Annotated in this window: 27 protein-coding genes; 13 read left to right on the top strand and 14 right to left on the bottom strand. The window is 66.3% G+C overall.

Going from position 1 to position 19,723, the window contains the following annotated elements; all coding sequences use genetic code 11:
• The first annotated feature begins 39 nt into the window (after positions 1 to 39).
• The 7 genes from crcB to K9B33_RS18450 all read left to right on the top strand — a co-directional run bounded on the left by crcB (position 40) and on the right by K9B33_RS18450 (position 4,970).
• Positions 40 to 426, top strand: a complete 387-nt coding sequence (gene crcB, locus K9B33_RS18480) for a fluoride efflux transporter CrcB (RefSeq protein WP_224550544.1) — start codon at positions 40 to 42, stop codon at positions 424 to 426.
• On the top strand, positions 423 to 1,871 hold the full coding sequence (locus tag K9B33_RS18475) for an RluA family pseudouridine synthase (protein WP_224550543.1): 1,449 nt from the start codon (positions 423 to 425) through the stop codon (positions 1,869 to 1,871). Before crcB ends, K9B33_RS18475 begins: the two co-directional genes overlap by 4 nt.
• Complete coding sequence (locus tag K9B33_RS18470) at positions 1,868 to 2,485, top strand: FMN-binding negative transcriptional regulator (protein WP_224550542.1); 618 nt, start codon at positions 1,868 to 1,870, stop codon at positions 2,483 to 2,485. The genes K9B33_RS18475 and K9B33_RS18470 overlap by 4 nt, the downstream gene beginning before the upstream one ends.
• A complete protein-coding gene (locus tag K9B33_RS18465; RefSeq protein ID WP_224550541.1) occupies positions 2,482 to 3,141 on the top strand; it encodes an HAD-IA family hydrolase in 660 nt (219 codons plus the stop codon). The genes K9B33_RS18470 and K9B33_RS18465 overlap by 4 nt, the downstream gene beginning before the upstream one ends.
• On the top strand, positions 3,138 to 3,401 hold the full coding sequence (locus K9B33_RS18460) for a hypothetical protein (protein WP_224550540.1): 264 nt from the start codon (positions 3,138 to 3,140) through the stop codon (positions 3,399 to 3,401). The genes K9B33_RS18465 and K9B33_RS18460 overlap by 4 nt, the downstream gene beginning before the upstream one ends.
• Complete coding sequence (locus K9B33_RS18455; protein WP_224550539.1) at positions 3,398 to 4,093, top strand: ATP12 family chaperone protein; 696 nt, start codon at positions 3,398 to 3,400, stop codon at positions 4,091 to 4,093. The genes K9B33_RS18460 and K9B33_RS18455 overlap by 4 nt, the downstream gene beginning before the upstream one ends.
• Positions 4,094 to 4,235: 142 nt before the next feature.
• Positions 4,236 to 4,970 (top strand): hypothetical protein, encoded by a 735-nt coding sequence (locus tag K9B33_RS18450; RefSeq protein ID WP_224550595.1) that lies wholly within the window; start codon positions 4,236 to 4,238, stop codon positions 4,968 to 4,970.
• Positions 4,971 to 5,086: 116 nt separating this feature from the next.
• On the opposite strand, the gene K9B33_RS18445 is transcribed toward K9B33_RS18450, so the two are convergent.
• The 3 genes from K9B33_RS18445 to K9B33_RS18435 are packed head-to-tail and all read right to left on the bottom strand — an operon-like array spanning position 5,087 to position 7,583.
• Positions 5,087 to 5,764 carry a murein L,D-transpeptidase catalytic domain family protein gene (locus tag K9B33_RS18445; RefSeq protein ID WP_224550538.1) on the bottom strand — a complete coding sequence of 226 codons (678 nt, stop codon included), beginning with the start codon at positions 5,762 to 5,764 and terminating at the stop codon, positions 5,087 to 5,089.
• Between the two features lie 52 nt (positions 5,765 to 5,816).
• On the bottom strand, positions 5,817 to 6,131 hold the full coding sequence (locus tag K9B33_RS18440) for a hypothetical protein (protein ID WP_224550537.1): 315 nt from the start codon (positions 6,129 to 6,131) through the stop codon (positions 5,817 to 5,819).
• A gap of 3 nt (positions 6,132 to 6,134) precedes the next feature.
• Entirely contained in the window at positions 6,135 to 7,583 is a 1,449-nt protein-coding gene (locus K9B33_RS18435; protein WP_224550536.1) for a L,D-transpeptidase family protein, read from the bottom strand.
• Between the two features lie 56 nt (positions 7,584 to 7,639).
• On the opposite strand from K9B33_RS18435, the gene K9B33_RS18430 reads away from it, so the two are divergent.
• A complete protein-coding gene (locus tag K9B33_RS18430) occupies positions 7,640 to 8,539 on the top strand; it encodes a histone deacetylase (protein WP_224550535.1) in 900 nt (299 codons plus the stop codon).
• On the opposite strand, the gene K9B33_RS18425 is transcribed toward K9B33_RS18430, so the two are convergent.
• The 8 genes from K9B33_RS18425 to hisB form a co-directional block, all read right to left on the bottom strand.
• A complete protein-coding gene (locus K9B33_RS18425) occupies positions 8,536 to 9,114 on the bottom strand; it encodes a hypothetical protein (protein WP_224550534.1) in 579 nt (192 codons plus the stop codon). The two genes, K9B33_RS18430 and K9B33_RS18425, sit on opposite strands and share 4 nt — an antisense overlap.
• Before the next feature lie 73 nt (positions 9,115 to 9,187).
• Positions 9,188 to 9,508, bottom strand: coding sequence for a phosphoribosyl-ATP diphosphatase (locus K9B33_RS18420; protein ID WP_224550533.1), 321 nt, complete (start codon positions 9,506 to 9,508; stop codon positions 9,188 to 9,190).
• A gap of 39 nt (positions 9,509 to 9,547) precedes the next feature.
• On the bottom strand, positions 9,548 to 9,805 hold the full coding sequence (locus K9B33_RS18415; RefSeq protein WP_224550532.1) for a PEP-CTERM sorting domain-containing protein: 258 nt from the start codon (positions 9,803 to 9,805) through the stop codon (positions 9,548 to 9,550).
• A 161-nt stretch (positions 9,806 to 9,966) separates the two neighbouring features.
• Positions 9,967 to 10,731 (bottom strand): imidazole glycerol phosphate synthase subunit HisF, encoded by a 765-nt coding sequence (gene hisF, locus K9B33_RS18410; RefSeq protein WP_224550531.1) that lies wholly within the window; start codon positions 10,729 to 10,731, stop codon positions 9,967 to 9,969.
• 37 nt (positions 10,732 to 10,768) lie between these two features.
• Positions 10,769 to 11,506 carry a 1-(5-phosphoribosyl)-5-[(5-phosphoribosylamino)methylideneamino]imidazole-4-carboxamide isomerase gene (gene hisA / locus K9B33_RS18405; protein ID WP_224550530.1) on the bottom strand — a complete coding sequence of 246 codons (738 nt, stop codon included), beginning with the start codon at positions 11,504 to 11,506 and terminating at the stop codon, positions 10,769 to 10,771.
• 96 nt (positions 11,507 to 11,602) lie between these two features.
• Positions 11,603 to 12,214, bottom strand: coding sequence for an imidazole glycerol phosphate synthase subunit HisH (gene hisH, locus K9B33_RS18400; protein WP_224550529.1), 612 nt, complete (start codon positions 12,212 to 12,214; stop codon positions 11,603 to 11,605).
• Entirely contained in the window at positions 12,211 to 12,501 is a 291-nt protein-coding gene (locus K9B33_RS18395) for a YciI family protein (RefSeq protein ID WP_066606340.1), read from the bottom strand. Before K9B33_RS18395 ends, hisH begins: the two co-directional genes overlap by 4 nt.
• A 23-nt stretch (positions 12,502 to 12,524) precedes the next feature.
• Positions 12,525 to 13,112: an imidazoleglycerol-phosphate dehydratase HisB gene (gene hisB, locus K9B33_RS18390; RefSeq protein ID WP_224550594.1), complete on the bottom strand. Its 588-nt coding sequence runs from the start codon at positions 13,110 to 13,112 to the stop codon at positions 12,525 to 12,527.
• Between the two features lie 97 nt (positions 13,113 to 13,209).
• On the opposite strand from hisB, the gene K9B33_RS18385 reads away from it, so the two are divergent.
• The 3 genes from K9B33_RS18385 (at position 13,210) to K9B33_RS18375 (ending at position 15,574) form a co-directional block, all read left to right on the top strand.
• Positions 13,210 to 13,686 carry an SspB family protein gene (locus K9B33_RS18385; protein WP_224550528.1) on the top strand — a complete coding sequence of 159 codons (477 nt, stop codon included), beginning with the start codon at positions 13,210 to 13,212 and terminating at the stop codon, positions 13,684 to 13,686.
• Between the two features lie 105 nt (positions 13,687 to 13,791).
• Positions 13,792 to 15,180 carry a class II fumarate hydratase gene (gene fumC / locus K9B33_RS18380; protein WP_224550527.1) on the top strand — a complete coding sequence of 463 codons (1,389 nt, stop codon included), beginning with the start codon at positions 13,792 to 13,794 and terminating at the stop codon, positions 15,178 to 15,180.
• Positions 15,181 to 15,229: 49 nt separating this feature from the next.
• Positions 15,230 to 15,574 (top strand): hypothetical protein, encoded by a 345-nt coding sequence (locus tag K9B33_RS18375; RefSeq protein ID WP_224550526.1) that lies wholly within the window; start codon positions 15,230 to 15,232, stop codon positions 15,572 to 15,574.
• Here the strand turns inward: K9B33_RS18375 and K9B33_RS18370 are convergent.
• The gene (locus K9B33_RS18370) at positions 15,571 to 16,140 is read right to left on the bottom strand and encodes a DUF2585 domain-containing protein (RefSeq protein ID WP_224550525.1); all 570 of its coding nucleotides are present in this window, start codon (positions 16,138 to 16,140) and stop codon (positions 15,571 to 15,573) included. The genes K9B33_RS18375 and K9B33_RS18370 overlap by 4 nt on opposite strands.
• Before the next feature lie 54 nt (positions 16,141 to 16,194).
• Between K9B33_RS18370 and gmk the strand changes: the two genes are divergently transcribed.
• Positions 16,195 to 16,860, top strand: coding sequence for a guanylate kinase (gene gmk / locus K9B33_RS18365; protein ID WP_224550524.1), 666 nt, complete (start codon positions 16,195 to 16,197; stop codon positions 16,858 to 16,860).
• On the opposite strand, the gene K9B33_RS18360 is transcribed toward gmk, so the two are convergent.
• Positions 16,857 to 17,924 (bottom strand): class I SAM-dependent methyltransferase, encoded by a 1,068-nt coding sequence (locus K9B33_RS18360; RefSeq protein WP_224550523.1) that lies wholly within the window; start codon positions 17,922 to 17,924, stop codon positions 16,857 to 16,859. The two genes, gmk and K9B33_RS18360, sit on opposite strands and share 4 nt — an antisense overlap.
• On the bottom strand, positions 17,914 to 18,780 hold the full coding sequence (gene lgt / locus K9B33_RS18355) for a prolipoprotein diacylglyceryl transferase (RefSeq protein ID WP_224550522.1): 867 nt from the start codon (positions 18,778 to 18,780) through the stop codon (positions 17,914 to 17,916). The genes K9B33_RS18360 and lgt overlap by 11 nt, the downstream gene beginning before the upstream one ends.
• 534 nt (positions 18,781 to 19,314) lie before the next feature.
• Between lgt and K9B33_RS18350 the strand changes: the two genes are divergently transcribed.
• A complete protein-coding gene (locus tag K9B33_RS18350; RefSeq protein ID WP_224550521.1) occupies positions 19,315 to 19,668 on the top strand; it encodes a hypothetical protein in 354 nt (117 codons plus the stop codon).
• Positions 19,669 to 19,723: the final 55 nt, after the last annotated feature.

Here is a 19,723-nt window from a genome sequence, read left to right as displayed (position 1 = left end):
CGCTTTCCCCTTCGACGGATTCGCTATAGGGCGCTTTGCATGACCAATATGTTTCTTGTGATGGGCGGAGGCGCCGTGGGCGCCGCCTTGCGCTATCAATTGGGGCGCTTCGCCGGGCAGATGGCGCCCGGCACGGCCTGGCCCTGGGGTACCTTCGCCGCCAATCTGATCGGCGGTTTCGCCATGGGGCTGCTCGCCGGATGGCTGGCGCGCGGGGGCAGCGTGTCGGGCGAGCCGATCCGCCTGTTGCTGGGCGTGGGCGTGCTGGGCGGCTTCACCACCTTTTCCGCGTTCAGCCTGGAAACCATGCTGATGATCCAGCGCGGCGATATCCTGCTGGCGAGCGGCTATGCGCTGGCGTCGGTGATCGGCGCGATCGTGGCGCTGTGCGTGGGCCTGACCGTGATGCGGAGTGTCGTGGCATGAAGGGGCGTCCTCCCGCCAGGCCCAGCACCGGCGCGACCGGCGGCAAGGGGCCGCGCGACGGCAAGCCTGCGGGCCGCTCCGCCAGCGGCAAGCCGTCGGACAAGCGCTTCGGCGACAAGAAGCCGGGTGATAAAAAGCCCGCTGACCGCAAGTTCGACCGGAAATCCGCCGACGGCAAGCCCGGCCGCGCCCGTGGGCGCGCGAAGGCGGCAAGTGCGCGCAAGGGGGAGGGCGGAAAGCCGCCGTTCAAGCCCCGCACGAAAGCCGCTGCGCCCGCCGCGGCCAAGGCCGCACCGGCCGCAGCCAAGCCCGTCGCCGCCAAGAGCAGCGCCGCCAAGGGCGTGTCGCTCGACGTGCGCCAGTTCCGCGTGGCCGCCGACGATGACGGCATCCGCCTCGACCGCTGGTTCCAGCGGCATCTGCCCGATGTCGGCTTCAATATCGTGTCGCGCTGGTCGCGCACCGGCCAGTTGCGGGTCGATGGCGCGCGCGCCGCACCGGGCGACCGCATCGTCGAGGGGCAGACGATCCGCGTCCCCCCCGCCGAAGCGCGGCCCGATATGCCCGAAAAGGCGAAGCGCGTCCGCGTCATCGACCTGACGCCCGACGAGATCGCCTATGCGCAGGAGATGGTGATCCATCGCGATGCGCAGGCCATCGTCATCAACAAGCCGCCGGGGCTGGCCACGCAGGGCGGGACCAAGACCGACGAGCATGTCGACAAGCTGCTCGACGCGCTGCTGTTCGATTCCGAATCGCGCCCCAAACTGGTCCACCGGCTGGACAAGGATACGTCGGGCGCGCTGCTGCTGGCGCGGACCAGCCGGTCCGCCGCGCATTTCGCCAAGACTTTCTCCAGCCGCACCGCGCGCAAGGTCTATTGGGCGCTGGTGATCGGCGTGCCGTCGATCAATGACGGCATGATCGAGCTGCCGCTCGCCAAGCAGCCGGGCACTGGCGGCGAGAAGATGCATGTGGACGAGGAAGAGGGGATGCCCGCCCGCACGCGCTATCGCGTGATCGAACGGGCCGGCAACCGCGCCGCCTGGGTCGAACTGCAACCCTATACCGGCCGAACGCACCAGTTACGCGTCCATCTGGCGGCGATCGGCCACCCGATCGTGGGCGACGGCAAATATGGCGGCAAGGACAGTTTCCTGACCGGGTCGATCAGCCGCAAGATGCACCTGCATGCGCGCCGCATCCGGGTGGATCATCCCGATGGCGGGCGGGTGGACGTGATGGCGGACCTGCCGACCCATTTCGCCAACAGCCTGGAGGATCTGGGCTTCGACCTCTCCCTGGGCGACATGCCGCTGGACGACGAGATCGACCGGACCCCGACCCGCGAGGACGAGAAGAAGTTCGCGCGCCAGCACGCCAAGCAGGTGCGCAAGGATCGCAAGGGCGAGCGCCGGTCGCGGGGTGGCGGCCGCGGCGAATGACGCCGGGGGCGCCCTATCGCTGGACGGATGAGGCGGCGATCCGCGATTTCGTGGGACAGGCGGGCTTCGGCCTGCTCTGCGTCGCCGCGCCCGACAGGATGCATGTGGTGCATCTGCCTGTCGTCTGGCTGGACGATCGGCGGATCGGCCTGCACATCCATCGCGCCAATCCGATCGTGCGGCATCTGGACGGAGCGGACGCACTGATCGTCGTTACCGGGCCGCATGGCTATGTCAGCCCGGACTGGTATGGCCTGCCCGACAAGGTGCCGACCTGGAACTATCTGTCGGCCGAATTGCGCGGGCCGATGGCGCGGCTGGACCGGGACGCGACGATTGCGCAGATCGATGCGCTCACCCAGGAGCAGGAGCGGCGGCTGGCGCCAAAGCCGGTCTGGACCCGCGACAAGATGGGGGCGGGCCAGTTCGACCGGCTGCTCGGTGGGCTCGTCGGCTTCGCCATGCGGGTGGACGCGCTGCACGGCACTGCCAAGCTGGGGCAGGACAAGCCGGAGGGGGCGCGGATCGGCGTGGCCGATGCGCTGGACGCCGGTGGCAATGCACCGCTGGCGGCGCTGATGCGGGCGACTCTGGGCGAAGGGGACGCGGCATGAGCAATCGCCTGGTCGTCTTCGATTGCGACGGCACGCTGGTCGACAGCCAGCACAGCATCTGCACCGCCATGGTCCGCGCCTTCGAGGATGTGCAACTGCCGCCGCCCGAACGGCTGGCGATCCTGTCGGCGGTGGGCCTGTCGTTGCCGGTCGCGATGGCGCGGCTGCTGCCCGATGCGGAGGCGGATTTCCACGATCATCTGGCCGAGCGTTACAAGCTGGCGTTCCAGGCGATGCGGCGCGAGCAGGGGGTGCAGGAACCGCTCTATCCCGGCATCGCCGATCTGGTGGCGGAGCTGGACGCGGCGGGATGGTTGCTGGGCGTGGCGACCGGCAAGTCAGACCGCGGCCTCAACCTGTGCCTCACCCATCATGGTATCATCGACCGGTTCGTGACGCTGCAGACCGCCGATCGCCACCCGTCCAAGCCGCACCCTTCGATGCTGATGACCGCGATGGCGGAAGCGGGGGCTGCGCCCGACACCACGGTGATGATCGGCGACACCAGCTTCGACATCGCCATGGGGCTGGCCGCGGGCGTACGCAGCATCGGCGTGGCGTGGGGCTATCATCTGCCGGGCGAACTGGTCGCGGCGGGCGCTCATGCGGTGGCGATGGACAGCGCGGAATTACGCGGCCATATCGGCGCGCCATGACCGATCTTCCGCCCGCTCCGCCGCCCAAACCCAATCCCGATTCGGTCGCGCGCCAGCGCCATTTCGCGATCGGCCTGTTCCGCCTGTCGGGTGCGCTGATCGTGATGTTCGGCTTTCTTGCCATCATGCAGCGCTTCGCCTGGGTGCAGGGCGACAAGGCCAAGGCATTCGGCGCGATCATGGTCGTCACCGGCCTGTTCCAGTTCATCGTCGTGCCGCGCATTTTGCTGGCACTGTTCCGCACGCGGCCGCCGCAATGAAGCGTTTCTACACCGATGTGACGATGGTCGCCGAGGATGGCGGCTTCGCCATCCGGCTGGACGGCCGCGCCGTCCGCACCCCGGCGCGCGCGCTGTTGGTGCTGCCGACGCCCGCGCTGGCCGAAGCGGTCGCGCAGGAATGGCGGGCACAGGGGGAGACGGTCGATCCCGCGTCCATGCCGATGACCGGCCTCGCCAATGCGGCGATCGACCATGTCGCGCCCAGGCCGGCAGCCTTTGCCGACGGGATAGCGCAATATGCGCAAACCGACCTGCTCTGCTATCGCGCCGACGGGCCGGCGACGCTGGTCGCGCGGCAGGCAGCGGCGTGGGAGCCGCTGCTCGACTGGGCGCGGACGCGCTACGACGTGACGTTCGCCGTTACGCAGGGGATCATCCCGGTGCCGCAGCCGCCCGAAACGCTCGCCCGGCTGGGTGCGGCGGTCGCGGCCTGCGATCCTTTCACGCTGGTCGGCCTGTCGACGCTGGTGTCGCTCAGCGGATCGCTCGTCTGCGGGCTGGCGATCGTCGAGGGGGGACATGACCTCGACCGGGTGTGGGAGGCGGCCGAAATCGACGCGGCGTGGCAGGTCGAACTATGGGGCGAAGATGCGCTGGCCGCCGCGGCCACGGCACGGCGCACGGCCGATTTTGCCATGGCCGGCGCCTTTTGCGCGATGAGCCGGTGCTAAAGCGTTAGGAACCCGAACGCTGTTTCGTTCATTCTGTTGTTGGCAGGGGCGCATAGCGTCCGGCCAACTATCCAATGCCGTGACAAGGGAGACCCAGACGTTGGCATCAACGTTCCGCAACACCGCTTTGACCCTCGTTTCGATGCTCGCCGCGCCGCTGGCGCTGGCGCAGCAGACACCCGATGCCGCTCCGCCCGAAGCGCCGTCGGCCGAAGCCGCGCCCGCCGCCGCTGAAACGCCCGTCGCGCGCGAACTGACCCCGGCCGAAATCGCCGCCTTCAACAAGGCCGTGACCGACTTCACCGCCGGCCAGGCGGCCCAGCAAAAGGGCGACAATGCCGGTGCGGTCGCCAAATATGACGCCGCCATGCCGGCGATCCGGACAGCGGTAGAGGCCGACCCGTCCAAGGGCGACAATGTCAATTTCCTCGCCAATGCGCTCTATGCCGATGCCGCCGCCTATGGCGCGCTGGGGCAGATGGACAAGGTGATCGCGCTCTATGGCGAATCGCTGCCGCACTGGCGCAAGGTGGTGGAGGCCAAGCCCGCCGATGCGGCCGGCCGCAACATCCTGGCCGGCATCCTGATCCAGATGGGGAACCAGGAATTGCGCGACCATGACCGGGGCGCGGCCGATACCTATTATGAGGAAGCATTGACCCTGGCGCGCCAGACCGTAACGGATCAACCGGGCGACGCGGTGAGCAGGAACGTGCTGCTGTCGGCCCTGATCGGCGCCAGCCAGACCTCAACCGAGGAGGGGTTACGCGACGAGGCCATCACGATGGGCAAGGCGATGATGGCCGACGGCACGATCGACGCCATGAACAAGCCATCGATCGAAACGATGACCGGGCCTGCGGGCACGGTGGGGTAGGTTCCATCCCCGACAAGACGAAAAAGGCCGGGGCGATGCTTCGGCCTTTTTCGAAGGCCGGTTCGGTTGGCTGGAATGACGGCTGAGGGAGTGCGCTTCGCTTCGCGACCGCTGCGTCAGCCGTTCCCGATCTTGTCGGCGTAGAGCATCCGGCCCGGCCCCAACAGGCCCAGCACCTGCGGCACGATATGGGGGGCGACAGCGAAACAGCCTTCGGAGCGACCGCATTTGCCCCAGGCGGCGACATGATCCTCGCTCACATAATCGGCGCCATGGATGACGATGGCGCGCGGTTCGGCATTGTTGTTCTGGGGGTCGAGGCCCAGCAGGCGCATCGACCGGCCATGCTGGCCGAAATACATGTCGCCCGTCTTGAACGCGCCGGACGAACTGGCGAGCGAGTTGAACTCGTTCGAGAAACTGTGCAGCCAGCCGGAATGTTCGGGGTCGGAGCCGCGGCCGTGCGAGACCAGATAGCTGCTGGTCTGGCCGCCAATCAGGTCGACGATATGCATGCGCGGATTTTTCGACGGGGCGTCGAAATCGACGATCGCCAGCCGGTCGCGCAGGGCGAAGGCGTCGGCATGGCGGTCGAGCGCCGCCTTGGCGCGTTCCAGCAGCGCGGCATAGGGCTTTTGCGCCACCGCACGCGGCGTTGCGGGCACGGTGGGAACCGGCGCCGGGCTCAGTGGTTCAGGCCCTGTCGTGGACAGCGCGGCGCGACCCATGCTGTCCGACAGAAACGAAAAGGCGAGTCCGCTTAAAGCGAACTTCGTAAAATTGCGGCGATCCATGGTCGCAATATAGCAAAGGCGACGCCCCGGTCCAAGAGCGGGGCGTGCGCTTTCACTCGCCCGTCGTACTCGTCCCGTCCGCCGGCTGGCTCTGTTCGCCGCCTTCGGGCAGGCGCGAGGTCATGCCGGTCGCTTCCGCATCATCCTGAATCTGCTGCTGTTCTGACACGGACGGCGGCGGCGCGGCCGGAGTCGCGACGGCATTGTTCTGCGGCTCGGGCAGCGGCGCTTCGGGTTCGTCCACGATCACATTTTCGACCGGCGGCTCGACCAGATTGTTGGTGACGGTCGGGGCTTCCTCTTCCTTCTTGCCGCAGGCGGAGAGGAGCAAGGCGCCAGCGAGGGCGGCGAAAGCGAGTGTGCGCATGGATCAGTCCTTCGATGCGATAGCGGGAGAGGGGGCAGCGGTGGGATCGACGCGGCGGCTGGACGCCTCGATCTTCTGCGCGAGCAGCTTGTCCCAGCCATAGGGGTCGGCGCGGAAGCTGACCGTGCCGTTATTGCCGGCGAAAGCCGTCCAGTAGAGCAGATAGACCGCCACCTGGCTGGGCAGCGATACGCGCTGGGTCTTGCCTTCGTCGATCAGCGTCTGGATCTGGCCGTTCAGATTGGGGTCGGCCGCGACCATCAGTTCGGCCAGCGCCACCGGCTTTTCCAGGCGGATGCAGCCATGGCTGGCCAGCCGGTCATAGCTGGAGAATTTGCCCCGCGACGGGGTGTCGTGCAGATAGACGGCGAAGGGGTTGTTGAAGTCGAACTTCAACCGGCCGAGCGCGCTGCCGGGGCCTGCCGGCTGGACGATGCGTTCGCCGCCTTCGGGCGTCTTGACGATCTTGTAGCCCTGTCGCGCCAGCACCGCCCGACCCTTGGGAAACAGTTCGCGATTGGCGATCGACATCGGCACGTTCCAGGGCGGATTGACCACGATCGAATGGATGCTGGAGGTCAGCATCGGCGTCTGGTTGGTCGGGCTGCCGGTGACCGCGCGCATCGAGGTGACCGGCTGGTCGCCTTCGAACACGGTCAGCACGGCGGCGGCGATGTTCACCTGCACCCGATTGACCGGCAGGCTGCGCGGCATCCAGCGCCAGCGTTCCATATTGGCCATGATCGCGGCGATGCGGTCATCGACGCCGACATTGAGTTCGGCCAATGTGCGCGTGCCGAGCGTGCCGGTGGGTTCGAGGCCATAGCGGCGCTGGGCGCGCTGGATCACGTCCACCAGTTTTTCATTCTGGGTGACGGCCGGGTCTTCCAGCGCGATGCGCGCGCGCACCACATCGGGCGCGCTGGACGCGGTCAGCGTCGGCCAGCCGCCCTTGTCGCGGATCGCCTCATATTTGGCGAGGCCCTTGCGCAGCGTGTCATAACCCGACCAGGGCGGGGTGAGGCCGGTGGACCATTGCGACAGCCGATCCTCGCTCACCGCCTTGGCGAGGCCGGGGCGCGGGTCGAAGGCGCCGGGGCGCAGCGCCCAGATCTGGAGGAAGTCGGCGGTGTCGACGCGGCCGGTGCTGAGCGCCTTGGCGCGATCGAGCAGGGCGCTCACGAGCGCATCGCCGCTCAGCGGGCCGCTCGCCTTCTGCCGGGCCATCAGCCCTTGCGCCGCGCCATTCTTCAGCCAGTCATTGGCCCAGGCCTCCTGCGCCGGGGACAGCGCCGGGATCGGCACGGGCGGCGGGGGGACCGGGACGGGCTGGATGGTCGGCACAGATAATGTGGGCGCCACGGCGGGCGGCGGGGTCTGCGCCACGGCGGGGAACGCGGCGACGCCAAGCAGCGCCAGCAGCGGGATACGGATCAGATCGGGACGGTTCATGCTGGACCAGATAGCGCAAAGCCGCCACGGTTCAAATCGCCATAGCGGAAAAGATCATGCTGCACGTTGTTCACCATCCCGCCTATGTCTCCCCTGCAACAGATGGCGGCCGATTTCGTTTCGACAAATATGGGCTGGTGATGGATGCACTGCGCGAAAGCGGCCTGGATTTTCAGACGGTTGAGCCTGTGCCGATGCCGCGCGCCTGGATCGAGGCGGTGCATGATCCCATCTATGTGGAAGAGGTCGTAACCCTGACGGTGCCGCCGGAAAAGGCGCGGCGGATCGGCTTTCCGGTGACGGAGCGGGTCATGCGCCGGTCGATGCTGTCGCCCGGCGGCACCTGGGCGGCGGCGAAGCTGGCGAGGGCGCATGGCTATGCCGCCAATGCCGCGGGGGGCAGCCATCATGCGCTGCACGACACGGGGGCGGGCTATTGCGTGTTCAACGACCTGGCCATCGCCGCCCATCGGCTGATCGCGGAGGGCGATGCGGGGCGTATCCTGATCCTGGACCTCGACGTGCATCAGGGGGACGGCACCGCGTCGCTGCTGGCCGGGCGGTCCGATATCTTCACCCTTTCGATCCATGCGGAAAAGAATTTCCCGGTACGCAAGGCGCGCTCGACTCTCGATGTCGGGCTGGAGGATGGGACCGGCGACGCGGCCTATCTGGCGGTGCTGGCGGAGGTGCTGCCGCGCGTGCTGGACGATTTCGCGCCGGACCTGATTCTTTATCAGGCGGGCGTCGATGCCCATGCAGAGGATCGTCTGGGGCGGCTGGCGCTCACCGATGCCGGGCTGGAAGCGCGCGACCGCTATGTCATGCGGCAGGCGCGGGGGCGGGGCGTGCCGCTCGCCAGCACCATGGGCGGCGGCTATGGCGAGGATCGCATGGCGATCGCCCGGCGCCACGCCGCCTGCATGATCCGGCTGGCGGAGGAAGCCTCCGCTTAATGCAACGTGCCGGCGTCCGCCGCAGCCGTCGCTTCGGCCTTTGTCTCCATCAGCTTGGCCGCGATCAGGCCGGCGAGCGCCAGCGCCACGAAATCGCTGAAGGCGAGGTAGAGAATATAGCCCCAGGGCGCGTGGTTGAAGACCGCCTGGCCGATATGCAGCCATAGGACGGCCGCCAGCGCGAACAGGATGGAGGCGCGGGCGCGGCTGGCGAAATCGGCCAGTGCGAAACGCAGGGCGAGCGCGATCAGCACGCCCACGACCAGCGCCAGGATCAGCCCGCCGATCAGCGCGCCGCTGTCCATCACCGGAAAGCCGCCTTCATTGTAGAATATCTGCGCTACCGGCCCCTTGCCGTAGAGGATGGTGCCCTGCGCCGTCGCGGGGTCGGGGATAACATAGACGCCGGTGCCGGTCGGGGTCAGCGCCTGCGCCATCGCGGCCTGCAGGTTTGCGCTGGCCTGTTCGTCGGTGCGGCTGAGCGCCAGCGCGGACAAGGGCGTGCCCCAGAAGATGAAGCCGGTGATGAAAATGGCAAAGCCGCCCAGAAGGCCGCCGACAAGAGTGCGAACCATGATGCCTCCCCTTTTCCTGATATGAAGCTGACGCATCAACGCAGGGCGGGCAACATCTTTCCCCAATGGGGCGTCAATCCACCGGGCGCGCGGCCTTTTCGGCGATGCCCGACACGCCTTCGCGCCGGTCCAGCTCGTCCAGCACCGCGTCGAGCGGCACATCGACATCGGCCAGCAGCAGCAGCAGATGGAACAGCAGGTCGGCGCTTTCGCCGATCACTGCGTCGCGATCGTCCGCCATGGCGGCGATCACCGTCTCGACCGCTTCCTCGCCGACCTTCTGCGCGATCTTGGCGCGGCCCCTGGCGGTCAGCTTGGCGACATAGGAGGCCGACGGGTCGGCGCTCCGCCGCTGGCGGATGGTCTGTTCGAGGCTATGAAGGGTCGCGCGCATGGCCGCCATCAAGCGCCGTGCGCGCGACCCGTCAATCGATTATTTGCGCTTGCGGGCCGCAAAGAACATGCGGCCGGCCAGAACGGCCGCACCCATGCCGAACAGCGCCATCTGTTCCGGCTCCGGCACCGGCGTGGGCGTGCCGCCCGACGAGCCGCCGCCGCTGGTCGAACCACCCGACGACGAACCACCGCACTTTCCGAACCAGCACCAGAAAGTGGCGTTGGCGGGCGCCGGCACGGCAGCGCCCATGAGGCCGACGGCGCCGGCCATGAGAAGCATCTTAGGAAGTTTCATATCAAATCACCCCGTTTGCGTTGAACCTGTAATGGTTGAACGCGACCCGGACTTGGTTAAGCAGGGTCCATGCCATGGGGTAGAATTCCCAGTATTTTAGGGAAGAATGATGGTTAACATCGCAGCGGAAATCATGGTTGCTGTAAAGTAAATCGACATTTTCAGGCCGACCGTACCGGCACGCCCGCCGCCGCGAGCGCGCGATGGGCCTCAGCGATCGTGTGTTGGCCGAAATGGAAGATGGACGCGGCCAGCACTGCGCTGGCATGGCCCTGCACCACGCCCTCGACCAGATGGTCGAGTGTGCCGACCCCGCCGCTGGCGATCACCGGAATCGATACCGCGTCGGCGATGGCGCGGGTCAGCGCCAGGTCGTAGCCCGCCTTGGTGCCATCTCCATCCATCGAGGTGACGAGCAGTTCGCCCGCCCCCAGGTCCGCCAGGCGCAGGGCATGTTCCAATGCGTCGATGCCGGTCGGCTGGCGACCGCCATGGGTGAAGATTTCCCACCGGCCTTCGCTTACTTTACGTGCATCGACGGACCCGACGATGCACTGGCTACCGAAGCGGTCGGCGATATCGGCGACCAGTTCGGGCCGGGCGACCGCCGCGCTGTTGACCGCGACCTTGTCCGCGCCTGCCAGCAGCAGCGCGCGCGCATCGTCCGGCGTGCGCACCCCGCCGCCCACGGTGACGGGCATGAAGCAGACTTCGGCGGTGCGGCGCACCACGTCGAGGATGGTGCCGCGCGCTTCATGGGTGGCGGTGATGTCGAGGAAGCAGAGTTCGTCCGCCCCGGCCGCGTCATAGAGCTTGGCCTGCTCGACCGGGTCGCCGGCATCCTTCAGATCGACGAAATTGACGCCCTTGACCACGCGCCCATTGGCGACGTCGAGGCAGGGGATGACGCGGGTGCGGACGGTCATGCGACTGGTTTCCAATACCCGTGGGATGTCACGTTACTCACGCCGCCGCCTTGGCGACCGCCAGCGCGGTCTTGAGGTCCAGCCGCCCGTCATAGAGGGCGCGGCCGGTGATGACGCCTTCGATCCCCTCGTCGGCATGGAGGCTGAGGATGCGGATGTCCGCGATCCCCGCCACGCCGCCGCTGGCGATCACCGGAATGTCGGTGGCGCGGGCGAGATCGACGGTCGCGTCGATATTGCAGCCCTTGAGCATCCCGTCGCGGCCGACATCGGTGAAGAGCAGCGATGCGACGCCGGCATCCTCGAACCGGCGGGCGAGGTCGATCACTTCCATATCGCTCTTTTCCGCCCAGCCGTCGGTCGCGACGAAGCCGTCGCGGGCATCGACCGCGACGACGATGCCACCGGGAAAGTCGCGCGCCGCCGCCTTGACGAAGGCGGGGTCTTTGAGCGCTGCGGTACCGATCACGATGCGCGAGACGCCGAGGTCGAACCAGCGCTCCACCGCTTCGCGATTGCGGATGCCACCGCCCAACTGGACATGGCCGGGAAAGGCGTCGACGATCTTCTCGACCGCCTGCGCATTGACGGCATGGCCGGCGAAGCTGCCGTCGAGGTCCACGACATGGAGATGCTGCGCGCCCGCTTGCGCGAACAGCAGCGCTTGCGCGGCGGGATCGTCGCCATAGACGGTGGCGCGGTCCATATCCCCCTCGGCGAGGCGGACGACCTGGCCGTTCTTCAGGTCGATGGCGGGAAAGACGATCAGGGACATTATGCGACTTCCAAAATTCCGTTCGGTTCGAGCTTGTCGAGAACCTGTTGCGCGAGGGTTCTCGACAGGCTCGAACCGAACGGATGTTGCATTATATCACGGCTTCCAATCCAGAAACCGCGCCATAAAGGCCAGCCCGTAACGCTGGCTTTTCTCGGGGTGGAACTGGCAGCCGATGATGGTGTCGCGCGCGACTGCGGCGACGAGAGGCCCGCCATGGTCGGTCGTCGCGGCGACATGGGCGGGATCGGCGGCCTCATAATGATAGCTGTGCAGGAAATAGGCCTCACCCGCCTCGATGAGCGGCGGCGCGCCGTTCAGCACCACATCGTTCCAGCCCATATGCGGCACCTTGACGGCGGCGTCGGTCGGTTCGATCCGGCGGACGGTGCCGGGAATCCAGCCCAGCCCCTCATGCCGGCCGAACTCTTCGCCGGCATCGGCCAGCAACTGCATGCCCACGCATACGCCCAGGAACGGCGTGCCGCGCCCGTTCACCGCCTCGTTCATGGCGTCGACCATGCCGGGGATCGCGACCAGCGCATCGCGGCAGGCGCGGAAAGCGCCCACGCCCGGCAGGACGATGCGATCGGCCCTGGCCACGACATCGGCGTCGGCGGTGATGGCGACATCGTGCGCGCCAGCCTTGCGCAGAGCATTATGGACCGAATGGAGATTGCCCGCGCCATAGTCGATCAGGGCGATCATGCGAGCAGGCTCTCCAGAGTGACGCCCGCCGCCGCGCGCACCGGGTTGAATGCGATCACCTCAGCCGTAGCGGCGCCGTTGACGACGAAGGGATCGGTCGCCGCCTTCGCCTCGATCGCCGCGCGATCGCCACGGGCTAGCAATATGCCGCCGGTGCGCGGCTCACGGCGGCCGGCCAGCAGCAGCCAGCCATCGGCAATGCCGCGGTCCAGCCAGGCCCGGTGGTCCGCCAGATGGCCGTCCAGAATATCGGCCGGAGCCGTATAGGTCAGCGATATGATGAACATGGGTCCAGCCTTTCGTTGCGCTGTTACAACATGCCCTTGGTCGAGGGAATCGCGTCCGCCTTGCGCGGGTCGATCTCCACCGCCTGGCGCAGCGCGCGGGCCAGACCCTTGAACGCGCTTTCGACGATATGATGGTTGTTGCTGCCATAGAGCAGCTCGATATGCAGCGTGATGCCGGCTGCCTGGGCGAAGCTGTGAAAGAAATGCTCCACCATCTCCGTGTCCCATTCGCCGACCTTGGTGACGGTGAAAGGCAGCTTGCACACCAGCCAGGGGCGACCCGAAATGTCGAGCGCCACTCGGCTCAGCGTTTCGTCCATCGGCGAATAGACGCTGCCATAGCGGCTGATCCCACGCTTCTCGCCCAGCGCCTTGCCCAGCGCCTCGCCGATCGCGATCGCGGTATCCTCGGTCGTGTGATGCTGGTCGATATGCAGGTCGCCGACCGTCTTCACATCCATGTCGATCAGCGAATGGCGCGATAGCTGCTCGATCATATGATCCAGGAAGCCGATGCCCGTCGACACCGTATAGAGGCCAGTCCCGTCGAGGTTGACGGTGACGTCGATCTGGGTTTCCGCCGTGTTGCGGTGAATCTCGGCCGTGCGCATGGCCGCCCTATAGCGTGTAGCGCCCATCATGCAATCTGCTCATGCAATCCGCCTGCGGGGGTTGACCGCCTGTTTCGGGCCGTTAGGACATTGCGCCATGAGCGAAGATCTGCCCGACAGCCTGATTCCCTATGACGAAATCGTGCAGGAGGCCCTGCGTGCAGTCGTCGGCCGCGTGCTGGGCGAGGTGCAGCAGTCCGGCGGCCTGCCGGGCGCGCATCATTTCTACATCACCTTCAAGACGAACGCGCCGGGCGTCGACATCCCCAAACATCTGGTGGAGCGCTTCCCGGACGAGATGACGATCGTCCTCCAGAATAAATATTGGGACCTGAAGGTCAGCGACCATCATTTCGAAGTCAGCCTGACCTTCAACCAGGTCGCGGCCCACCTCAATATTCCCTTCAGCGCGATCACCGCCTTCGTCGATCCCGCGGTCAATTTCGCGCTGCAATTCCAGGTCGCGGCGGATGAATTGCCCGAGCCGCATGACGAAGCGGAGAATGACGGGCCGCAGGTGACGGCCGAAGACGGCTCCAATGTCGTGACGGTGGACTTCGGGAAGAAGAAGTAAAGCTGTCCGTCGGCGGGGCAGGTCACGCCGTCGGTCATTGGAATTTTCCAGCCTTACCTTACATGACAGTCTCTTGAGATTCCTTCTCAAAAGGAGACTGTCTTCATGCCCGCCACCACCCGCACCGAAACCGACAGCATCGGCGCCATAGAGGTGCCCGCTGCCGCCTATTGGGGGGCGCAGACGCAGCGGAGCATCGAGAATTTCCCCTTCGGCGACACCGAACGGATGCCGCTCGGCATCGTCCATGCGCAGGCGATCGTGAAGCAGGCGGCGGCGCGGGTGAACGGGACGCATGGGCTGGACGCCAGCCTCGTCGCCGCGATCGAGGATGCGGCGCAGCAGATCGTGTCAGGGGCGCTGGACGACCAGTTCCCGCTCGTCATCTGGCAGACCGGGTCGGGCACCCAGGCCAATATGAACGTCAACGAGGTGATCGCGGGTTTCGCTAATGAGCAACTGGCGGGCACGCGCGGCGGCAAGAGCCCGGTCCATCCCAACGACCATGTGAATATGAGCCAGTCGTCCAACGACAGCTTCCCGACCGCGCTGCACGTCGCGACCGTGATGGCGACGCGCGACCGGCTGATCCCGGCGCTCGAAAAGCTGACCGGGGCGTTGACCGCGAAGGCGCAGGCCTGGAGCCATATCGTCAAGATCGGCCGCACCCATACGCAGGATGCGACGCCCTTGACGCTGGGCCAGGAGTTTTCCGGCTATGCCGCGCAACTGGTCAGCGGCCGGGCGCGGATCGAGGGGGCGCTCAACGGCAATATCCGCAAGCTGGCGATCGGCGGCACGGCCGTCGGCACCGGCCTCAACGCGCCCGAAGGCTGGGCCGAGGATATGGTCGCGGCGATCAGCGACATCGTCGGCACCCCCTTCGAAAGCGCGCCCAACAAGTTCGAACAGCTCGCCGCCAAGGATGGCCTCGTCTTCTTCGCCGGGGCATTGAGCACGCTGGCGGTGTCGCTGACCAAGATCGCCAACGACATCCGCTTCCTGGGGTCGGGGCCGCGATCGGGGCTGGGCGAACTGGACCTGCCCGCCAACGAGCCGGGCAGTTCGATCATGCCGGGCAAGGTCAACCCGACCCAGTGCGAATCGCTGACCATGGTGGCCGCGCAGGTGATCGGCAATGCGCAGGCGGTGACGATCGGCGGGATGCAGGGCCATTTCGAACTCAACGTCTTCATGCCGCTGATCGGCGCCAATGTGCTGCGCTCCATCCACCTGCTGAGCGTCGGCATGGAAAGTTTCGCGGAACGCTGCGTCGAGGGTCTGGTGGCGAACGAGGCGCGGATCGCCGAGCTGGTCGACCGGTCGCTGATGCTCGTGACCGCGCTGGCGCCCGAGATCGGCTACGACAATGCCGCCGCCATCGCCAAATATGCGCACAAGAAAGGGCAGACGCTGAAAGAGGCGGGACTGGAACTGGGGCTGGTGGACGAGGCGACCTTCGACCGGCTGGTGCGGCCGGAAAATATGGTCTGATCCAGATCAACATGGCGGAACCGGCCGGGCTTCGATACATTAACCCTGTATGAAGAAAACACCCCTCACCCCCTCCGCCCCGCTGGTGACGATCCGTCCGCCGAAAAAGGCGGGAATGCTGCGAAAGGCGGCGCGGGTCGGGGCGACGGTGGTCGCCGCCCGGGTCGCGGCGGCGACGGGAAAGAAGGGCGTGTTCGGCCTGATCGCAGGCGCAGGCGCCAAGCGGATCATCATGCGCTACCCCGCCGGCGCGCTGTTCGTAACCGGGGCCTATATGGCGGGCAAGCTGTACGAGGCCAAGCGCGAGGCGGAGCGCAAAAGGAACCTGAAACTGCTGCCGGACAAGAGCGGCGAGCCGATCCCGATCGAAACGGCGCGGAAAGCCAAGGGTTAAAGCGCCGCCTGCCAGTCGCGCACCGCGTCGATCGGCCAGGTCAGCATCAGGACGTTGAGCGTCAGATTGTCGCGGATCACCGCGAGCGCAAGCAATTCCAGCGCGACGGCGAGCGCGACCGTCACCCAGACCGGCGCGCGGGCGGCGAACAGGAAGCCCAGCGTCATCATGCCGATATCGCTCATCGAATTCAGGATCGTGTCGCCCGAATAGCCCAACGCGATCGTCGTCGTGCGATAACGGTCGATGATGATCGGCGAATTCTCCAATATCTCCCATGCCGATTCGATCAGGACGGCCAGCGCCAGCCGAGGCCCGATCGGCCGGCGTTTCAGCAACAGGCGCGCCCCCGCGTAGAACAGGAAGCCGTGGATCACATGGCTGAGGCTGTACCAGTCGGCGATATGCTGGCTGTTGCCGCTGTCGAGCGCGCCATGCCACAGTTCCACATGGCCGCAGGTGCAGATGGGTGGGCGGTGCATCAGAAACAGAATGATACAGGCGACGAGCGCGATCAGGGCGGCGGCGATGAAGCCGCGCCGGTTGGCCAGTCGTCTGCGTCGCATCGTCTCTCCCCACCGCCCTCTTGCAAAATCGCGTCTCAGGCGTCACTAGCGGCCATGGCCGACACCATTCCTTCAGAGACCCCCGATTTCAAGCGGCGGGGCGTTCTTTTCGTCCTTTCCTCCCCTTCGGGCGCGGGCAAATCCACCATTGCGCGCAAGCTGCTCGCCGCCGAACCGGACCTGTCCATGTCGGTATCCGCGACCACGCGGCCGATGCGACCGGGTGAAGTCGATGGGAAGGATTATCATTTCGTCGATCTGGAAGAATTCCGCCGGATGACGAGCGACCATGAATTCCTGGAATGGGCGCATGTGTTCGGCCAGCGTTACGGCACGCCACGCGGCCCGGTCGAGGCGATGCTGAAGGCTGGTCAGGACGTATTGTTCGACATCGACTGGCAGGGCGCGCAGCAGTTGCACCAGATTGCCGGCGGCGACGTGGTCCGCATCTTCATCCTGCCGCCGTCGATGGAGGAGCTGGAGCGGCGCCTGCGCGGGCGGGCGACCGACAGCGAGGCGGTGATCGAGGGTCGCATGGCGCGCGCCGCGGGCGAGATCGCGCATTGGGACGGCTATGACTATGTGCTGTGCAATGTCGATGCCGACGATTGCTTTGCGCGGGTCCAGACCATCCTCCACGCCGAGCGGATGAAGCGCAGCCGGCAGACCGGCCTGATCGGCTTCATCCGCAAGCTGGGCCGCTACCACCAGGAAGATTAAAGCCGGTCGAACCCGGCCGGGTCCGCCCAGTCGGGATGGGTCCAGGCCATCGCCTTGAACAGCGTCCCCATCTCCGCCGCGTCGGTCAGGCGATGGCGGGCCGCCTCCACCTCCGCAGTGCGGGCAGGGGCGGTGCGGGCGAGCTGGTCGGCGCGGGCGTCGATGCCGAGCTGGCGCAGATAATCGCCCTGGCCGACCGGGCCATGAACCCGCAGGCCCGCCTGGCGCGCCATATTGCCCAGCACGTTGAAATCGACATGGGTCGTCAGGTCCACTTCGCCCGGATCGGTGAAGGGATCGGCGAACTGGTGCGCCTTGACCGCCTGCAAGGTGTCACCCAGCGCCGGGCCTTCATGGCCATAGTCGATGATGATCGCGGCGCCGCCCTGCCTGGCGATGCGGTGGGCCAGGGCATAGGCGATGCCGGCGCCGACGATCGGCGATTCGAGGATCGCGCCTTCGGGCGCGTCCACTGCAAAGGGTGGCAGGCCCGATTCGATGCGGCGATAGCCGGGCACGGCAAGGAAGCGGCCCTCCGCCTCGCGACTGACGACGACGCGCTCGCGCCATTCGTCCCCGACGCGGATGCATTGGCGGACGGGCAGGGCATCGAAAAATTCATTGGCGACCACCAGCAGCGGGCCGGTTTCGGGCAGGCTGTCGATGCTGTCATGATGGACGGCATGGGGCAGCAGGGCGAGCTGGCGACCGCGCAGCGCGGGGCTGGTTTCGACCAGATGCACTTTGGGCGCGAGCGCCGCCCGCTCCATCGCCCGCAGCGCGTCGGCCGCCAGCGTGCCGCGGCCCGGCCCCAGCTCGGCATAGACGGTTTCGGGGCGGCGGCCCGACCGCATCCAGACGTCGGCCAGCGCCAGGCCGACCAGCTCGCCGAACATCTGGCTGATTTCCGGCGCGGTGGTGAAGTCGCCGTCCGCGCCCAGGGGGTCGCGGGTCGCGTAATAATGCTGGTTCGCCTCCGATATATAATGGGCGACCGAGATCGGCCCGCCCGAGGCGATCTGCCGCGCCAGCCGATCCGCCAGCGATGCCGTTTCAGGCGACACTGTTCGCCCCGGCGATCGGTTCCACCCGCACGCGGCGGCGGCCGGCGGTGCCGATCAGGTAGAGGCCGCCCAGGATCATCGGCACGCACAGCCATTGGCCCATATGCAGGCCGGTGCGCGCGGCGAACTCCATCAACTGCGCGTCGGCCTCGCGGAAATATTCCACGCCGAAGCGGAAGCAGCCATAGCCCAGCAGGAAGATGCCGACCAGCATCCCCGGCTTGTAGCGGGCGCGGGTCTTCCAGAAGGCGAAGGCGAGGATCAGGAACAGGACGACGCCCTCCAGTCCGGCTTCGTAGAGCTGGCTGGGATGACGGGGGTAGGGGCCGCCGGTGGGGAAGATGATGGCCCAGGGCACGTCCGTTTCCTTGCCCCACAATTCCCCGTTCACGAAATTGGCGAGGCGGCCGAAGAACAGGCCGAAGGGCACGACGCAGGCGACATAATCATGGATGCGCAGCCAGCTCAGCTTTTCCTTCCACGCCATGTAGAGGATGCCGAACGACACGCCGACCGCGCCGCCATGGAAGGACATGCCGCCATGCCACAGCTTGAAGATGTCGAGCGGATGGGCCAGGATTTCGGGCTGGTAGAAGATCACATAGGCCAGCCGCCCGCCGATGATGATGCCGAGCGTCGCATAGAAGATCATGTCGTCGGCATGGCGCCGGCCCATCGGCGACCCCGGCTGCGCGACCAGTTTGAGCAGATACCAGTAGCCGATCAGGATGCCGGCCAGATAGGCGAGGCTGTACCATTTGAGCGTGAAGAAGCCCAGATTGAGGGCGACGGGGTCCAGCCCCAGATCTTCAAAGCGAATGGCGCCCGAAGCGGCGGCGGCAAGGTCCAGGATCAAAATGGCGTCCTCTTGGGAATTGGAGTGCGGACATAGAACAAGCGGCGGCCAAGATGAAGGGGGGACGGGGATTTGATGGTGCCGACGGGTCGCGACGGGGCCGGGTGGGCGCCGCGGCCGAAGTTCACACCGTTGTCGGGTGATTTGCGCGAAAAGCGCCGCCGACGCGCCTGCGACGCTATCGCGAGGCTACAGGTGGGTGAAGGGACGGTCATGATCGGGGCACACCAACGCGACGGGGATGCGACAGGGACGCGCCGGGTTCGCGCCATCCACGCGCCACGGACGCCATGGGCCAGCGGCTGGCAGGCGTGGGGGGTGACGAGGGGAGGGGCTGGTCCATCGATGAGGGTAAACCAGAGAATGGGAGAATAGGAAAGACGGTGGTGCGGAGGAGCAGCGGACTGGATACCTGTCCGCTGACGGGGTGAGCGATGACCGCTGACGACCAGAAATTGCCGTTTCAGAGGCCGCCTGGGTTTCGCGACAGCGGACATTAGTTTGCCTCCCGCAAAAACCTTCTTATAAAAAGGCATGCAATCCGAACGCACGGCTCCGGGCATCGCCATTGCCCATACTAACGACGATGTTATCATTCGCGTCAACCGGCAGCACGCGAGGCCTATTCTGTCGATCTTGCTGCATTCAAAATTCGCGGATGGCCCTCGCATCGATTTTTTGACCACGCCATATGTCAATGTGTTGATCGAAGCCTTGATCGAACCCGCTGGCCTTGCGCCCAGCAATCTGGTCATGGATCGGTCCGACCTTAATGCACCGATTCGGCTAGTTGAAGAATGGGCTTTATCCAACGGCAGAGACGCCGACGAAACGATGTCCCTGCTTCGGGAGGCCATTTATCCTTACACCGTGAAAGGCGTCGGCTGACGACCAGAATTTGCCTTTAGCCTTGCTGCAGCCCGCACAGCAGAGTGGATACGTT

It is taken from the genome of Sphingobium sp. 3R8 (assembly GCF_020166615.1).
Taxonomy (GTDB): domain Bacteria; phylum Pseudomonadota; class Alphaproteobacteria; order Sphingomonadales; family Sphingomonadaceae; genus Sphingobium; species Sphingobium bisphenolicum.
Note: the sequence above shows the minus strand (reverse complement) of the source record. Positions and strands in the feature narration are given on the sequence as shown.

Coding starts and splice junctions, on each gene's coding strand:
- crcB (WP_224550544.1), top strand. CDS start 40: ATGACCAATATGTTTCTTGTGATGGGCGGAGGCGCCGTGGGCGCCGCC.
- K9B33_RS18475 (WP_224550543.1), top strand. CDS start 423: ATGAAGGGGCGTCCTCCCGCCAGGCCCAGCACCGGCGCGACCGGCGGC.
- K9B33_RS18470 (WP_224550542.1), top strand. CDS start 1,868: ATGACGCCGGGGGCGCCCTATCGCTGGACGGATGAGGCGGCGATCCGC.
- K9B33_RS18465 (WP_224550541.1), top strand. CDS start 2,482: ATGAGCAATCGCCTGGTCGTCTTCGATTGCGACGGCACGCTGGTCGAC.
- K9B33_RS18460 (WP_224550540.1), top strand. CDS start 3,138: ATGACCGATCTTCCGCCCGCTCCGCCGCCCAAACCCAATCCCGATTCG.
- K9B33_RS18455 (WP_224550539.1), top strand. CDS start 3,398: ATGAAGCGTTTCTACACCGATGTGACGATGGTCGCCGAGGATGGCGGC.
- K9B33_RS18450 (WP_224550595.1), top strand. CDS start 4,236: ATGCTCGCCGCGCCGCTGGCGCTGGCGCAGCAGACACCCGATGCCGCT.
- K9B33_RS18445 (WP_224550538.1), bottom strand. CDS start 5,764: ATGGATCGCCGCAATTTTACGAAGTTCGCTTTAAGCGGACTCGCCTTT.
- K9B33_RS18440 (WP_224550537.1), bottom strand. CDS start 6,131: ATGCGCACACTCGCTTTCGCCGCCCTCGCTGGCGCCTTGCTCCTCTCC.
- K9B33_RS18435 (WP_224550536.1), bottom strand. CDS start 7,583: ATGAACCGTCCCGATCTGATCCGTATCCCGCTGCTGGCGCTGCTTGGC.
- K9B33_RS18430 (WP_224550535.1), top strand. CDS start 7,640: ATGCTGCACGTTGTTCACCATCCCGCCTATGTCTCCCCTGCAACAGAT.
- K9B33_RS18425 (WP_224550534.1), bottom strand. CDS start 9,114: ATGGTTCGCACTCTTGTCGGCGGCCTTCTGGGCGGCTTTGCCATTTTC.
- K9B33_RS18420 (WP_224550533.1), bottom strand. CDS start 9,508: ATGCGCGCGACCCTTCATAGCCTCGAACAGACCATCCGCCAGCGGCGG.
- K9B33_RS18415 (WP_224550532.1), bottom strand. CDS start 9,805: ATGAAACTTCCTAAGATGCTTCTCATGGCCGGCGCCGTCGGCCTCATG.
- hisF (WP_224550531.1), bottom strand. CDS start 10,731: ATGACCGTCCGCACCCGCGTCATCCCCTGCCTCGACGTCGCCAATGGG.
- hisA (WP_224550530.1), bottom strand. CDS start 11,506: ATGTCCCTGATCGTCTTTCCCGCCATCGACCTGAAGAACGGCCAGGTC.
- hisH (WP_224550529.1), bottom strand. CDS start 12,214: ATGATCGCCCTGATCGACTATGGCGCGGGCAATCTCCATTCGGTCCAT.
- K9B33_RS18395 (WP_066606340.1), bottom strand. CDS start 12,501: ATGTTCATCATATCGCTGACCTATACGGCTCCGGCCGATATTCTGGAC.
- hisB (WP_224550594.1), bottom strand. CDS start 13,112: ATGCGCACGGCCGAGATTCACCGCAACACGGCGGAAACCCAGATCGAC.
- K9B33_RS18385 (WP_224550528.1), top strand. CDS start 13,210: ATGAGCGAAGATCTGCCCGACAGCCTGATTCCCTATGACGAAATCGTG.
- fumC (WP_224550527.1), top strand. CDS start 13,792: ATGCCCGCCACCACCCGCACCGAAACCGACAGCATCGGCGCCATAGAG.
- K9B33_RS18375 (WP_224550526.1), top strand. CDS start 15,230: ATGAAGAAAACACCCCTCACCCCCTCCGCCCCGCTGGTGACGATCCGT.
- K9B33_RS18370 (WP_224550525.1), bottom strand. CDS start 16,140: ATGCGACGCAGACGACTGGCCAACCGGCGCGGCTTCATCGCCGCCGCC.
- gmk (WP_224550524.1), top strand. CDS start 16,195: ATGGCCGACACCATTCCTTCAGAGACCCCCGATTTCAAGCGGCGGGGC.
- K9B33_RS18350 (WP_224550521.1), top strand. CDS start 19,315: ATGCAATCCGAACGCACGGCTCCGGGCATCGCCATTGCCCATACTAAC.